Source organism: Nocardia farcinica (genome assembly GCF_001182745.1).
In the GTDB taxonomy this organism is placed as follows: domain Bacteria; phylum Actinomycetota; class Actinomycetes; order Mycobacteriales; family Mycobacteriaceae; genus Nocardia; species Nocardia farcinica.
The window spans coordinates 837,365-852,117 of sequence record NZ_LN868939.1; the positions used below are offsets into that span (position 1 = coordinate 837,365).

Consider the following 14,753-nt stretch of genomic DNA (forward strand, 5'->3'; position numbering starts at 1 on the left):
GGTGCGGGCCGCCGCTCACGGAGTGCGGGCGGGAGCATCGCGCGGTCGCAGCCAGGTGGGCAGCCAGGGCAGCAGGGGATCGGGTGCGTGGTCGAGGACCCCGCCCACCGGGTCGTCGGCGCCGTCGCGGCGCACCAGATCCTCGTCCGGACGGAAGATCTGGCGCACGATCAGTGCGCACAGCCCGATCACCGCGAGGTCGCGCAGCACGACGGTGCCTGTGAACCACTGCTCGGGCAGGCCCTTGCTGCCGGTGCCCAGGTAGTAGTACATGCGCGGCACCCACACCAGCGCGTCGATCGTCATCCAGGCCAGCAGGATCCGCCGGTGCGGCAGCGCCAGCACCGCCAGCGGCACCAGCCACAGCGAGTACTGCGGGCTCCACACCTTGTTGGTCAGCAGGAAGGCGGCCACCACCAGGAAGCACAGCTGCGCCAGCCGCGGGCGGCGCGGCGCGGTGAGCGCGAGCCACGCAATCGCCCCGCAGGCTAGCACGAACAACGCCAGCGACACCGCGTTGAGCACGGTGGGCGCCTCGCCGTGCCGCAGCGGGCCGTCGAATCCGGTCCAGCCGGTGAACGACGTGATGACGTTGTAGATCGAATCCGGGTCGGCGTGGCGGGTGGTGTTGAGCCGGAAGAACTCCCGCCAGCCCTGCGGGAACAGCGCGGCGATGGGCAGGTTCACCACCACCCAGGTGGCCAGCGCGCCCGCCACCGTCACCGCCGCGGCGCCGAGCGGGCGCAGGCTCAGGAAGCGCACCCGGTAGGGGATGTCCCGCAGCCAGTCCAGCACGGCGGCCGGTCCGTCGAGGTCGGCCAGGGTCGTCACCCGGCGCGGCCGCGGCAGCCGCTGCATCGGGTCCGCGCGCAGGCAGAGCACCAGGATCGGGCCGAGCAGCAGCAGCGGATACAGTTTCGCCGCACCGCCGAGCCCGAGCAGCACCCCGGCCAGCAGGGGCCTGCGCCGCGCCCAGGCCAGCAGGCCGGTGGCCGCGAAAGCCGTTGCCAGTGCGTCGAAATTGGTGAACGCGTGCACGATCACCAGCGGTGAACAGGCCACCAGCGCGGCGTCCCACACCCGCCGGCCCGCCAGCAGCGCCGACGCCCACACGGTGACCAGCCAGGCCATCGCCAGTCCGACCGCGACCACGTTGAAATAGATCACGACCTGCAGCGCGCCGGGCAGCGGCAGCGCGTCCCAGGTCTTGGCGACCTGCATGGCAAGGTACTGGTACAGCCCGGACAGCACCGGGTACTCCATGTACCTGACCTCGGTGCCGCCGTCGGGGGTCTGCTCCACCCACGACTTCTTGTACGGGAAGGCGCCCTCGTCGAGCCGTTCGGCTCCGTACAGCGGCACCGTGTCGGAGTAGCACATGGCCACGTATTGGCGGCCGTCGTGCCAGTCGAGGGTGAGCGATCCGTCGGCCGCTTCGGTTTGTTGGATACAGCCCGCCTTGGTGGCCCACCCGAGCGCCAGGAAGATCACCGTGAAGGCGAACAGCACGCGCAACGGCGTCCAGAACCGCACCCGGCCGATCAGGGCGTGATCGCCAACCGGGCCCCCGATGACCGTACTGGCCTGCGCGGTCAAGGAATCGGTGCGACTCGGCCGATCCCTGGCATCGGCCGATCGGAGATCCGCCGCCACGGGCCCCGGCGCCGCGAGCCGAGCGGGCACCGCCGCCTCCCCGACCGACCGCGCACCCCCGCGCTCGTCCACCACCTGCTGATCGGTCACGCCCACCGAGGCTACCGGCCCGGCGTCCGCACCCGCGGATCACCCGCGACCAACCGGTCCGCCCGCGGGTGGGTCAGCGGCTTCGCGTGGGTTGCGGGCTGTCGCTGCCCTCCTCGTCGTCGGCGTTACCGCCACCCCCGCCGTTGCCGTTGCCGTTGCCACCGCCCGGTGACGCGCCGCCGGTCGGCGCGACCGGCTGGCCGGGCAGCGGGCCGGACTCGGAGTTCTGTTGCGGACGCTGCTGCTGGGTCTGCTGCGGCGCGGGCTGCACACCGGGCACCGGGATGGTGATACCGGGCAGGATCTCCACCTGGGTGGGGGTGATCACCACCGGGGGCAGCAGCGGGGCTTCCGTGGTCGACGGCGGGGTGTACGGCGCCGTCCACTCGGGCACGCCCGCCTGGCCCTTGATCGGGGCGGGCTTGGGGAAGGTCTCGTTGGGCGTGCCGGCCAGGGCACCGTCCATCGTGGCCTTCCAGATGTCCGAGGGCAGGCTGGAGCCGTAGATCATCGCGCCCGCGTAGTTGCGCAGCGGCGAGTTGTCGACGCTGCCGACCCACACCGCGGTGGACAGCGACGGCGTGTAGCCGACCATCCACGCGTCCTTGTTCTCACCGGTGTCCAGCAACTGCGCGGTACCGGTCTTGGCGGCCGACTCGCGGCCACCGGCCAGGCCGTGGTTGCGGGAGTAGGCGGCGATCGGCTTCATCGCGGCGGTGACGTTGTCCGCCACGGCCGCCGAGACACGCTGCTCGCCCGGCACCTCGCCGCGATCGAGCAACACCTGTCCGTCGGCGGTGACGACCTTCTGCACGAAGTGCGGCTGGTGGTAGACGCCCGAGGCGGCCAAGGTGGCATAGGCCGAGGCCATGTCCAGCGGGCGGGCCTGGTACTGACCGAGCACGATGCCGTTGTTGGGGCCGGAGCCGTCCGGCTCGGACAGCGTCTTGCCGACGCCGGGCAGTTCCTCGGGGATGCCGAGCCGGTGTCCCATCTCGGCGATCTTCTGCGGCCCGTTCTGCATGTCCAGCTGCATGCGGTAGAAGCTGGTGTTCAGCGACCGCTTGAGCGCCTCGGCGATGGTGCACATACCGCAGGACTCGCCCTCGACGTTGGTGATCTTGATGCCGTGCACGGTCAGCGGCGAGCTGTCGTACATCTGCGAGAGCGGAATGCCCTGCTCGAGGTTGGCGGCCAGGCCGATCACCTTGAACGAGGAACCGGTCTGCAGCGGCGCGTTGGCGAAGTCGTAGCCCTGGCCGTCGGTGCCGCCGTAGTACGCGCGCACCGCGCCCGTGCGCGGATCGATCGACACCACCGCGGTGCGCAACTGCTCGGGCTCGCCCTGCATCTTGGCGGTGGCGGCCTCGACCGCGGCCTGCTGCGCCTGCGGGTCGATGGTCGTGGTGATCTGCAGGCCCGCGGTGTTGAGCTGCTGCTCGCTGATGCCAGCGGCAGAGAGTTCCTCCAGGACGCGGGTCTTGATCAGGCCCTCGGGACCGGAATCGAGCTCGTTGTCCTGGTTCGCCGCCAGCGACACCACCTGGGGATACTGCATGTTCTGGCGCTCGGCCGCGGACAGGTTGCCGCCGCTGACCATGCCGTCGAGCACGTAGTTCCAGCGCGACTTGGCACCGTCGGGATTCTTCTCCGGGTCCAGCAACGAGGGCAGCTGGATGGTGGCCGCCAGCACGGCGCCCTCGGCCACGGTCAGTTCCTGGACCGGCTTGCCGAAGTACGCCTTGGCGGCGGCGTCGATGCCATAGGCGCCGCGCCCGAAGTAGATGGTGTTGAGGTAGGCGGCCAGGATCTCGTCCTTGCTCCACTGCCTGGCCATCTTCGCCGAGATCACCAGCTCGCGCATCTTCCTCGTCAGCGAGCGTTCGTCGCCGACCAGCGCGTTCTTCACGTACTGCTGGGTGATCGTGGAGCCACCGCCCGCGCTCTCCTTGCCCAGGACGTTGTCGCGGGCCGCGCGGGCGAAGCCGGAGATGGAGAAGCCGGGGTTGGTATAGAAATCCCGGTCCTCGGCCGCGATCACGGCGTTGCGCACGTGCGGCGGGATCTGGTCGATGGTGACCTCGGTGCGGTTGCCCTGCGGCGGCACCACCTTGCTGATGACGGTGGAGCCGTCCTGGGCGTAGATGGTGGCCACCTGATTGGTCTTCAGGTCGCCGGGCTGGGGCACCGACACGGTGGTGTAGGCGATGAGGAACACCGCGCTGGGCACCATGATCGCCAGCGCGGTGAGCACGTACATCACCCGCCGGATGGTGCGCCACGGCATCCGCCTGCCCTGACCGGGTCCGCGACCGCCGCCGGACCCGCCCGAGCCGCCGCTGCCGCCCCCGCGGCGCGGCGGTGGGCCGGACGGTGGCCCGGACGCGGCGCGGCGCTCGCCGGTGGTGGCGCCACCGGCCCGGCGCGCGCCGTCGACGGCCGGGCGCGGGCCGGTCGCGCTGCGCGCCGTGGCGGGCTTGGGTCCGGTCGCCGCGCCGCCGCGGCGGGCCACCGCTTCACCCAGCGACCCCGGCCGTGCTGCCGGGGTCGCCGCGGGTGTCTGGTTCGGGCGCTGGATGCGTTGGGTCGCGCCTGCCGCGCCGCCGGGTGCGCCGGTGGGCGGCGCGGGCCGGCCGGGCGCGGGCGCACCCTGCGGCGGCCTGCCCTGGGGTGGCCTGCCCTGCGGCGGGCGGCCACCCTGCGGGGGCGGGCCGGGGCGGAACGGCGGCTGCCCGCCACGCGGCGGCGCGCCGTTCGGACCGGGGCGCGGCGCACCGGGCGGTGGACCGCCCGGCTGCGGCCGGAATCCGGGCGGCGGAGCCTGCCGCGGGGGATACGGGTTCGGATCCGGATGTGAACTTCGCTGAGCACGGCCACCGCGCGGTTCATCGCCGTAGGGGGAAGTCTCGTAAGGCGAATTCACTGACAAGATCTCCATAACTCGTATCGGTCAAGCGTGGTCGGTGCCGTGGTGGGCACCGCGCCGCGGGTGCGCGGGCGCCGCGGGTCACCCGATCGGCAGATGACCAAGCACATCACTCGGCGGCGGTACGCCGGTTGGCCCGGGTACCGGAGCGGCGCCGGGTCGGCGCCGGGGCGTTGCCGAGCACATAGGACTGCACCAGATGATTCCAGCTGCAGGTGCGGCACACCTCGACGACGTGGACCGAGAACTCCTCGCGGGTCTCGGCGAGGCGCATGAGCTCCTCGGGTGTGCGAGCCGAGCCTGCCACGGGTCCGAGGCCGTCGCCGTAGACCCAGGACACGAGCGTCAACTGCTCTTTCCGGCAGATCGGACACGTGACCTCGCTCCCCCGCCCGTGGAACTTCGCCGCACGCAGCAGGTATGGATTGGCATCACACACCTCGGCGACGTCCACGCGGCCCGCATAGACGTCGGCCAGCAGCGACCGGCGCCGGAGCGCGTAGTCGACCACCTGCCGCTGAATTCGCACGCCACCCAGAGTAGCGGGGCGCGGCGCCGACCGCGCCGGGCTGTGGGGATTGCCCCAGTCTCGCCGGGCCCGCGATCGGGCGCGTTCGCCCAGCTCGCGCTCTACGATGCAGCGTGTGTCCACAACATCGGGGCGCACGCGGGCGCGTGACATCGATCGCGCGAACGCCTCCAGCGTGCTGGACGCCGCGTACGCCGAAGGCCAGCTCGGCGCCGCCGAGTACCACGACCGCACCGCGCGAGCGGCCGCCGCGAAAACCGTCGGTGACCTGGCCGGGTTGCTCGCCGATCTGCAGGTGCCCGCCACGGTCCGCGACCTGGTACCGTCCTCCGCCGCCGCCCCGCGAAAGCCTTTGCGGCGCAGTGCTTCCCCGTCCGGTTATCCCGGTCACACCCGTGCCCGTGCCGACGACCGCCGCCGTGTCCACGCCCAACTCGACCACGCCCGCGCCGAAGGCCAGCTGACCGAGGACGAGCATCAAGCCCGCCGCGACCTGGCCGACGAGGCCCGCACCCTCGGCGACCTGGCCGTCCTGGTCGACGACCTGCGCCTGGCGCCGAGCGCCGAGCCCCGGCCGCCGCGCTCGCGCCGGCGGCACTGGTTCCAGCTGGGCGTGGCGGCCGCCGCTGTGGTGGCCGCGGTGGCGACGGCCACCCTGACCGCGCGGGCGGTGCGGCCCGAACCGCCCGCGCCGGTCGCCGCCCCGGTGGCTCCGGTCGCCGACCTCGACGGCGTCGCACCGGTGGTGATCGGCACCCCGAACCTGCTCACCGAGACCGGCCTGCGCCAGCTCGTGGCGGACCTGCGCACCCGGTTCGGTGACCCGACCGTCGACGAACTGTCCGTTCACCCCGAGTTGGCCTCGCTGACCAAGGCGGTGCCGGGCCAACCCAACCGAAAGGTCGGCTACTCCTACCGCTGGGGCTTCGCGCCGGACGGTGCCCCCGTCACCCGCGAACCCGACACCCCGACCGTCGACCTCACCGCGCTCGACCTGACGGCACTGGCGGCACTGATCGCCGAGGCGCCCGCCACCCTGCGCGTGCCCGACGGCACGACCAGCCACATCGGCGTGGAGATCATGGACAACGACTTCTACGCCGCCTACGGCCTGCCGCGCGGCGCCGTGGCGGTGAGCGTCTACGCGCGCAACGAGGCACGCGAGAGCGGCCATCTCCTCGCGGCGGCCGACGGCAGGATCGCCCGTACCTGGGAATTCGGGAGGTAGGCGATGAGCTCCGCCCCGTCCGGCGCACTGCGCGCCGCCGACTCCGACCGCGCGGACGTGTGCGGGATGCTCGACGCCGCGCTGGCCGACGGCCAGCTCACCGCCGCCGAACACGCCACCCGCACGTCCGCGGCCATGCGCGCGGTCACCTTCGCCGACCTCGAAACCCTGATCGCCGACCTGCAGCTGCCCGAAGCCCTGGTCGACACCCCCGTCGTGCGCGCGGACCTGCGCCGCCCGCATCGGCTGCGCATGCCGCTCGCGATCGTCGCCGGGGCCGCGGCGCTCGGCGCGGTGGTCGGGCTGGCCGTCGGATGCGCGGGTGGCGGTGCCGAGACCGCGGCGGAGGCCGGCCGGCCTGCCTTCACCACACCGAACGGCCTGGCGCGGTTCATCGCCGACTACCGTGCCCACTTCGGCGACACCTCGGTCGACGAGGTCACCCTGCACCCCGAGCATGTGAGCATCGTCCGGCGCGCCGCCGACAACCCCGCGCAGGAGGACCGCTGGGACTACGACGGCGAGTTCGACCACTCGGTTACCACCTCCCGCGATCCGGACGACCCGACCATCGATCTGGCCGCACTCGACCTGCCCGCGATCGCGGCCGTGCTGGCGGGCAGCACGCGGACCGTCGGGGTGCCCGAGGGCGCCGTCACGCACCTGGGCATCGAGCCCAGCGACCACGCGGGCATCGCGGGCGGCCTCGAGGTGCAGATCTTCGTCGCCGACGAGCGCGGCGGCCGCGGCGACCTGACCGTCGCCGCCGACGGCGCACCCGTGGCGGTGTTCCCCGCCGGTCGCTGAGCCGGCCCCGGCACGTTTGCGCGCCGCCACCTGTGGTTATCCGTCCCCAGTGGGCCTGACCCTGTGCCTGGTTATATCGCTCCGATATAGTGGGCAGTCGCATCCATCGGTTAGGTCTGCATGACAGTCAGGGGGTGAAGCCCGTGCTCGAATTGGCGATTCTCGGGCTGCTCCTCGAATCGCCCATGCACGGTTACGAGCTGCGCAAGCGGCTGACGGGCCTGCTCGGGGCGTTTCGGGCCTTCTCCTACGGGTCGCTCTATCCCACGCTGCGCCGCATGCAGGCGGACGGACTGATCGCGGAGGAGGTACCGGAGGGCGCGGCCACGCGCCGGGCCCGCCGGGTCTACCAACTGACCGACAAGGGCCGGGAGCGGTTCAACGAACTGCTCGCCGACACCGGCCCGCAGAACTACACCGACGACGGCTTCGGCGTTCATCTCGCTTTCTTCAGCCGCACCCCCGCGGAAGCGCGGATGCGGATCCTGGAAGGCAGGCGGCGCCAAGTCGAGGAGCGCCGAGAGGGGCTCCGGGAAGCGATCAAGAAGGCCAGCGGGTCACTGGATCGCTACACCCGGCAACTCCATCAACTCGGACTCGAATCCAGCGAGCGCGAAGTGCGCTGGCTCAACGAGTTGATTGCGGCGGAGCAATCGACGAAGGCGGCACCACAGAAAGAGGGAAATATCGGCCATGAGTGACATCAACACGGCTGAGAACGCCACCGAAGTGCGCGTGGCCATTGTGGGCGTGGGCAACTGCGCCTCCTCCTTGGTCCAGGGCGTGCAGTACTACAAGGACGCGGACGAGAGCGCGACCGTGCCCGGCCTGATGCACGTCAAGTTCGGCCCCTACCACGTCCGCGACGTCAAGTTCGTCGCCGCGTTCGACGTGGACGCCAAGAAGGTCGGCTTCGACCTGGCCGAGGCGATCTTCGCCAGCGAGAACAACACCATCAAGATCTCCGACGTGCCACCGACCGACGTGGTCGTGCAGCGCGGCCCGACGCTCGACGGCATCGGCAAGTACTACGCGCAGACCATCGAGGTCTCCGAGGCCGAGCCGGTCGACGTCGTGCAGGCGCTCGTGGACGCGAAGGTCGACGTCCTCGTCTCCTACCTGCCGGTGGGCTCGGAGGAAGCCGACAAGTTCTACGCCCAGTGCGCCATCGACGCGGGCGTCGCGTTCGTCAACGCGCTGCCGGTGTTCATCGCCTCCGACCCGGTGTGGGCCAAGAAGTTCACCGACGCGGGCGTGCCGATCGTCGGCGACGACATCAAGAGCCAGGTCGGCGCCACCATCACCCACCGCGTCATGGCCAAGCTCTTCGAAGACCGCGGCGTGCAGCTCGACCGCACCATGCAGCTCAACGTCGGCGGCAACATGGACTTCAAGAACATGCTCGAGCGCGAGCGGCTGGAGTCGAAGAAGATCTCCAAGACCCAGGCCGTCACCAGCAACCTGAAGAAGGAGCTGGGCGCCAACGACGTGCACATCGGCCCCTCCGACCACGTCGGCTGGCTCGACGACCGCAAGTGGGCCTACGTGCGCCTGGAAGGCCGCGCCTTCGGCGACGTGCCGCTGAACCTGGAGTACAAGCTCGAGGTGTGGGACTCGCCGAACTCGGCGGGCATCATCATCGACGCGGTGCGCGCGGCCAAGATCGCCAAGGACCGCGGCATCGGCGGCCCGGTCATCCCGGCCTCGGCCTACCTGATGAAGTCGCCGCCGCAGCAGCTCGCCGACGACGTCGCCCGCGAACAGCTCGAGGCTTTCATCGTTGGATAGCCGCTGGCGCGGCGGGTTCGCGGCCCGGTGTGGCTCGCGGGTCCGCTACCGCTGCTTGCCTTCGACGTGCGCAGCGGCAGCGGACCCGCGAGCCGGCCGCGAATCTCCGAGGCTCGGTCTCGCTTCGCTCGAACCCTGAGGTGTTCGAGTCCGGAGTGTGGTTGGGCATTGTGACGAAAAGGCCGGTCGGGGTGTGTCCGACCGGCCTTTCGTCTGTCTCTGTTCAGTCCCTGTCGACGTATCAGTCCAAGGAGACGTAGACCTCTACCGAGGTGGGGCCGGTGTAGCGCTCGATCTCGGCGGTGTGGGAACGGGTGATGACGCCGCTGGCTTCGGCCTTGGCCACCTGGGCCCATGCGGTGCGTAGTAGGTCGTAGGGCTTGTCGGAGACGACGAACTTGGCGTAGCGGCCCTGGGGGATGCGGGTGAGGACGTCGCCCTGGTCCATGTCGGCCAGACCGGCGACCTCGTAGCCGAGCACGGCGACGGCGTGGTCGTTCTGGCCGATGTAGGCCGCCACGCGGGGCACGTTCTTCTCCCTGGCCAGGTAGCGGTCCCAGGTGAAATTCACCAGATCGAGGTCGCGGGCGGTCACCTCGCGACCCGCCAGCGGGACGGTCAGCCCGGCCACCAGGCTCTCGTCCAGGGTGACGATCTCGAAATCCACAGTGCGTTCCTACCCGTCGCTCGGTTCGTCGGCCAGCGCCACGAAGACTTCCGCGGTATGGGCGTCGGGATAGTGCTCCCAGTCCCCGGTGTAGGAGCGGACGAAACGTCCGGCCGCCTCGGCGTCCCACACCGCCCGCCAGATGCTCACGATGGTATCGCCGAGATTGTCACCGCTGGCGATGAAGCGGGCGAAGCGCCCGCCCGGCACCCTGGCCAGCACATCGCCGGGCAGCAGGTCGTCGAGGCTGCGACAGCGATAGCCGACGATGTGGGTCAGATAGGAATTGATCTCCGGGGCGTGGTCGACATACGCGGTGGTCGGTGGGCCGGGCAGCCGGCGCGACAGATTCCGCTTCCACGCCTCCTCCACCTTCGCTCGCCGCGGCCCCTCGACCGCGAGCGCCGGGCTGCGAAGTACTGTGCCCGCCACCAGCGTCTCGGGACGGTCAACGACATTGAAATCCACCGGCGTAGCCCCTAAGTCTCGTCTGTTCCTGCGTCGGCGGCGCGCGCTGCCCGCCCGCGTACCGCTGCCCTCGTCGCTCGATGCGCATATCCTCGCGCATCCGCCCGCACAACGGGCGCCGACCCTGGCTCGATGTTCGCCGCCGTACGCCGCCTCACTCTGGCAAACGATGCTGCCACGTCGCACGTTCCCTCGCGGGGCGCTAGATAACAAGATCGATGCAAGATGGCGGCGTTCGGCATCGGCTCAGCCCGGCACCGGCACGGTCAGGCCGGGGAAGATCTCGATCTGCCTGGGCGGAGGCGGCGGCGCGGGAGCCGGCGCGGGCGCGGGCGGGATCACGATCTGCGGCTCGGGTTCCGGCGCGGGGGTGTTCGGCGCCGGGGGGATCACCACGGCGGGCGCCTGCGGACGGGTGGCCTGCGGCGGGTTGAGGATGTCGTACGGATTACCCGACGGCGGTCCCTGCCGGCCCACCTGCGAGGGCGGTCCCTCGGCGGCGGTGTCGGGTACCGGGAACTGCTCGACCGGCGCGCCCTCGTGCGCGTCGTCCATCATCTGCTTCCAGATGTCCGACGGCAGCCCCGACCCGTAGATGCTGGCACCGCCCGCGGTACGGATCGGCTGGGAGTGCTCGGTGCCGATCCACACCGCGGTGGACAGCGACGGCGTGAAGCCGACCATCCACGCGTCCTTGTTCAGGTCGGTCTCGCCGAGCTGCGTGGTGCCGGTCTTGGCCGCCGACGGGCGTCCGCCCGCCAGCGCGTGCCCGTTGGAGTAGGCCGCGATCGGCATCATCGCCTGAATGGTCTTCTCCGCGATCGGCGCCGGAATGCGCTGTTCGGGCGCCGGTAGTTGCTCGCCCACCGGCCGCTCCGGCACGCCGCGGTCCAGCAGCACCCGGCCGTCGCCGGTCACCACCCGCTGCACGAAATACGGCCGGTGGTACCAGCCGGAGGCGGCGATGGTGGCGTAGGCCGAGGCCATGTCGATCGGACGCACCAGGTACTGACCGAGCACGATGCCGTTGTAGGGCGGGCCGCCGTCCTCGGTCAGGGTCTTGCCCGCCACGCCCGGGATGTGCTCGGGGATGCCCGCCTGGTGCGCGGCGTCGGCGATGGCCTGCGGGCCGTCCAGCATCGACATGGTGAGCCGGTAGAAGCTGGTGTTGAGGGAGCGCTTGAGCGCCTCGGCGATGGAGCACCGCCCGCACGTCTCGTTCTGCACGTTGGTGATGGTGGTGCCGTGGTCGGTGATCGGGGAACTGTCGATCGCACGGGTCAGCGGGATGCTCTGCTGCTGGGCGGCGATCACGGCGAACACCTTGAACGCCGAACCGGTCTGCAACGGCGCCTGCGCGAAGTCGTAGCCGGTGCCGTCCTCGCCGCCGTAGTAGGCGCGCACCGCCCCCGAGCGCGGGTCGACCGAGACGACGGCGGCGCGCAGTTCGGGCGGCTGGCCGGCGAGCCGGTCCCGCACCGCGGTCATCGCGGCCTGCTGGGCGCGCACGTCGATGGTGGTGGTGATCTGCAGCGCGCCGGTGTTCAGTTCGCGTTCGCTGATCCCGGAGTCGCGCAGTTCGCGCAGCACCTGGGTGCGGATCAACCCCTCGGGGCCCCGGGCCGCGCTGGCGTCGGGGAGTTCGGTGATGGGCACGATGTCGGGGAACGCGGTGGCGTCGCGGTCGCCGGGGGCGAGCACGCCCATCTCCACCATGCCGTCGAGGACGTAGCGCCACCGCGCCTTCAGGTCGTCGAGGTGGGTCTCGGGGTCCAGGATCGACGGTGTCCGGATCACCGAGGCCAGCACCGCGCCCTCGGCCAGGGTCAGCTGCGCGGGCGGCTTGGCGAAGTAGGCCTGGGCGGCGGCGTCGATGCCGTAGGCGCCGCGCCCGTAGTAGATGGTGTTGAGGTAGGCGGCCAGGATCTCGTCCTTGGTCCACTGCCGCGCCATCTTCGCCGCGATCACCAGCTCGCGCATCTTGCGGCTGATCGTACGTTCGGAACCGAGGAAGGCGTTCTTCACATACTGCTGGGTGATGGTCGAACCGCCGCCCGCGTCCTCCTTGCCGAGCAGGTTGTCGCGCGCGGCACGCAGGAACCCGGAGGTCGAGTAGCCGGGATTGGTGTAGAAGTTGCGGTCCTCGGCCGAGAGCACGGCGTCGCGCACGTGCTGGGGAACCTCCGACAGCGGCACCGGCGTGCGGTTGCCCTCCGGCGGCACCACCTTCGCCAGTACGGTCGTGCCGTCGGAGGCGGTGATGGTGGCGATCTGATTGGTCTGCACCGCGGCCGGATCGGGGATCTCGGCGCTCCAATACACCAGCGCCAGCAGCAGGCCGGGCACCGCGACGAAGATCACGAACAGCGCCAGTGCCAGCCGCCGCAACCGCTCGCCCCTGGTCCGGCGCCGCCGCGGTGCCGCTCCCCGATCGCGGTCGGCCGCGGTGTCCTCGGCAGCGTTGTCCGGATCGGCAGCGTCGTCCCGATCGGTGGAGTCCTCGGCGGTGCCGGTCGCGGGGTCCTTCCACCCCGCGATGGACGCGTACGGCGCCGATCCCGGATCGCCCCCGGCGCCGCGTCGCCCCCACCGCCTGCCGAACGCGCCCACGATCATCTCCTTCCGGAGCGTCGGTACCACACGAACAACGACCGAGCCTGAACCTCGACTTTACAGGGTCGGTGTGTCGGTGCCGCCGGGCGGCAACGTTCCGGCAACCGCGCGGGTCAGCTCTTGACGCCGCCCGCGGTGAGGCCGGAGATGATGCGGCGCTGGAACAGCAGGACCATGATCACCAGCGGAATGGTGACGATCAGGCCCGCCGCCATGATCGCGGCATAGGGCTGGACCAGTGGGTTGTTGCCGGAGAACCGGGCGATCGCGACCGTCACCGGCTCGGTCCGGCCACCGGACAGCAGCCGGGCGAGCAGGTACTCGTTGACCGCCGCGATGAAGGCCAGGATCGCCGTGGTGAACACCGCGGGCGCGGCCAGCGGCAGCATCACCAGCCGGAACGCCTGCGCCTTGGTGGCGCCGTCGATGCGGGCGGCCTCCTCGAGCTCCCACGGCAGTTCGGCGAAGAACGAGGCCAGGATGTAGACGGTCATCGGCAGCACGAACGAGATGTTCGGGATGATCATCGCCTGGTACTGCCCGATCCAGCCGAGGCTGGTGAACAGCTGGAACAGCGGGGTGACCAGCACGACGACCGGGAACATCGAGGCGCTCAGGATCAGCCCGGCCACCACGTACTTGCCGCGGAAGGCCAGCCGCGCCAGCGCGTAGGCGGCGAACACGCCGATCACCAGCGCGATCACCGTGGTGATCGACCCGATGAGCACGCTGTTGAGCAGTGCCCGCCCGAAGTTGTTGCCCCGGGTGGTGTCGAAGGCGTTGCGGAAGTTCTCCAACGTCACGTGGGTGGGCCACGGCGTGTTGTCGAAGGTGTAGTCCGGATCGCGGAACGCGGTGACCGCCATCCAGTAGAACGGGCCGAGACCCCACACCAGGATGATCAGCGCACCGAGATAGATGCGCGCCCCCGCGAGCCGTTTGGTCCAGGGCACCGGTCGTTTCGTCGTCGCAGTCGCCATCAGTGCGCCTCTCGCTGTGCTTCCTGGGTGCGGACCGCGTTGGCGCCCAGGAACTTCACCAGGACGAAGGCGATCGCGAAGATCAGCAGGAAGGTCAGGGTCGACAACGCCGCCGCGCTGTTGGGGCCCTGGCGGACCTGCTCGACCACCAGGATCGAGATCGTGCGGGTGGACGGGTTGCCCAGCGTCATGATCGCGGGCAGGTCGAACATGCGCAGCGCGTCCATCGTGCGGAACAGGATCGCCACCATCAGGGCGGGCTTGAGCAGCGGCAGGGTGATCTGGGTGAACCGCTGCCAGGCCGAGGCACCGTCGACCTTGGCCGCCTCGTACACGTCGTTCGGGATGACCTGCAGACCCGCCAGGATCAGCAGCGCCATGAACGGGGTGGTCTTCCACACGTCGGCCACGATCACGGCGAACCGTGCCGCCCACGGGTCGGAGGTCCACAGGATGTGGGTGCCGAGCACCCGGTTCACCACGCCGTCGTACTGGAACATGAACTCCCACAACCGCGCCGTGACCGCGGTGGGGATCGCCCACGGGATGAGCACCGCCGCGCGCAGCAGCGAACGACCGGCGAAGGTCTTGCCCATCACCATCGCCATGCCGAGGCCGATGGTGGCTTCCAACGTGACGGTGATGACGGTGAAGAACAGCGTGATCCCGACAGCCGTCCAGAACTGCGAGCCCAGGTTGCCGGTGGGGCAGGCGATGGTCTCCCCGGTGGGCAGCGTGCACTGCTGCAACACCCAGTGCAGGTAGTTGTCGAATCCGGCGCTGCCGCCCTCGACGAACATGCCGGTGCTCGGGTCGAGCCCGGAGTCCTTCTGGAAGGACATGTAGAGCGCGCGGCCGACCGGGTAGCCGATGACGACGGCCAGGGCCACCAGCACGGGAGTGACCAGCAGCCACGCCCGGCCGGACGCCCGCAACTCGGCGAACAGGCCGGTGCGGGCGGCGGGCGCTTCGTCTTTCGGCACGCGGGTGGCCACTGTCGAGGG

General features: G+C 70.7%; 12 protein-coding genes. 4 read left to right on the forward strand and 8 right to left on the reverse strand.

Annotation, left to right across the window (positions count from 1 at the left end):
- Positions 1–15 precede the first annotated feature (15 nt).
- The 3 genes from AMO33_RS20895 to AMO33_RS20905 all read right to left on the reverse strand — a co-directional run bounded on the left by AMO33_RS20895 (position 16) and on the right by AMO33_RS20905 (position 5,180).
- A complete protein-coding gene (locus AMO33_RS20895; RefSeq protein WP_373862117.1) occupies positions 16–1,743 on the reverse strand; it encodes a glycosyltransferase family 87 protein in 1,728 nt (575 codons plus the stop codon).
- Between the two features lie 73 nt (positions 1,744–1,816).
- Entirely contained in the window at positions 1,817–4,255 is a 2,439-nt protein-coding gene (locus AMO33_RS20900) for a transglycosylase domain-containing protein (protein ID WP_011212091.1), read from the reverse strand.
- Positions 4,256–4,778: 523 nt separating this feature from the next.
- Positions 4,779–5,180, reverse strand: coding sequence for a DUF5318 family protein (locus AMO33_RS20905; protein ID WP_041560503.1), 402 nt, complete (start codon positions 5,178–5,180; stop codon positions 4,779–4,781).
- A 133-nt stretch (positions 5,181–5,313) separates the two neighbouring features.
- Between AMO33_RS20905 and AMO33_RS31670 the strand changes: the two genes are divergently transcribed.
- From AMO33_RS31670 to AMO33_RS20925, 4 genes are all read left to right on the forward strand, one after another.
- Positions 5,314–6,426 carry a DUF1707 SHOCT-like domain-containing protein gene (locus AMO33_RS31670; protein ID WP_240327272.1) on the forward strand — a complete coding sequence of 371 codons (1,113 nt, stop codon included), beginning with the start codon at positions 5,314–5,316 and terminating at the stop codon, positions 6,424–6,426.
- Between the two features lie 3 nt (positions 6,427–6,429).
- The gene (locus AMO33_RS20915; RefSeq protein ID WP_060593969.1) at positions 6,430–7,233 is read left to right on the forward strand and encodes a DUF1707 SHOCT-like domain-containing protein; all 804 of its coding nucleotides are present in this window, start codon (positions 6,430–6,432) and stop codon (positions 7,231–7,233) included.
- A 143-nt stretch (positions 7,234–7,376) separates the two neighbouring features.
- On the forward strand, positions 7,377–7,934 hold the full coding sequence (locus tag AMO33_RS20920) for a PadR family transcriptional regulator (RefSeq protein ID WP_011212087.1): 558 nt from the start codon (positions 7,377–7,379) through the stop codon (positions 7,932–7,934).
- A complete protein-coding gene (locus AMO33_RS20925) occupies positions 7,927–9,021 on the forward strand; it encodes an inositol-3-phosphate synthase (RefSeq protein WP_011212086.1) in 1,095 nt (364 codons plus the stop codon). Before AMO33_RS20920 ends, AMO33_RS20925 begins: the two co-directional genes overlap by 8 nt.
- Before the next feature lie 241 nt (positions 9,022–9,262).
- Here the strand turns inward: AMO33_RS20925 and AMO33_RS20930 are convergent, their stop codons facing one another.
- The 5 genes from AMO33_RS20930 to AMO33_RS20950 all read right to left on the reverse strand — a co-directional run bounded on the left by AMO33_RS20930 (position 9,263) and on the right by AMO33_RS20950 (position 14,732).
- The gene (locus AMO33_RS20930; protein WP_011212085.1) at positions 9,263–9,688 is read right to left on the reverse strand and encodes a GyrI-like domain-containing protein; all 426 of its coding nucleotides are present in this window, start codon (positions 9,686–9,688) and stop codon (positions 9,263–9,265) included.
- Positions 9,689–9,697: 9 nt separating this feature from the next.
- Entirely contained in the window at positions 9,698–10,156 is a 459-nt protein-coding gene (locus AMO33_RS20935; RefSeq protein ID WP_011212084.1) for a GyrI-like domain-containing protein, read from the reverse strand.
- Between the two features lie 246 nt (positions 10,157–10,402).
- Positions 10,403–12,772, reverse strand: coding sequence for a transglycosylase domain-containing protein (locus tag AMO33_RS20940; protein ID WP_082668775.1), 2,370 nt, complete (start codon positions 12,770–12,772; stop codon positions 10,403–10,405).
- Positions 12,773–12,882: 110 nt separating this feature from the next.
- Positions 12,883–13,749 (reverse strand): carbohydrate ABC transporter permease, encoded by an 867-nt coding sequence (locus AMO33_RS20945; protein ID WP_011212082.1) that lies wholly within the window; start codon positions 13,747–13,749, stop codon positions 12,883–12,885.
- The gene (locus AMO33_RS20950; protein ID WP_050768189.1) at positions 13,749–14,732 is read right to left on the reverse strand and encodes a carbohydrate ABC transporter permease; all 984 of its coding nucleotides are present in this window, start codon (positions 14,730–14,732) and stop codon (positions 13,749–13,751) included. The genes AMO33_RS20945 and AMO33_RS20950 overlap by 1 nt, the downstream gene beginning before the upstream one ends.
- Positions 14,733–14,753 lie beyond the last annotated feature (21 nt).

What these genes read in the sequence shown, in the direction of transcription:
- AMO33_RS20940 (WP_082668775.1), bottom strand. Translation starts at nt 12,772, where the DNA reads ATGATCGTGGGCGCGTTCGGCAGGCGGTGGGGGCGACGCGGCGCCGGG.
- AMO33_RS20945 (WP_011212082.1), bottom strand. Translation starts at nt 13,749, where the DNA reads ATGGCGACTGCGACGACGAAACGACCGGTGCCCTGGACCAAACGGCTC.
- AMO33_RS20925 (WP_011212086.1), top strand. Translation starts at nt 7,927, where the DNA reads ATGAGTGACATCAACACGGCTGAGAACGCCACCGAAGTGCGCGTGGCC.
- AMO33_RS20915 (WP_060593969.1), top strand. Translation starts at nt 6,430, where the DNA reads ATGAGCTCCGCCCCGTCCGGCGCACTGCGCGCCGCCGACTCCGACCGC.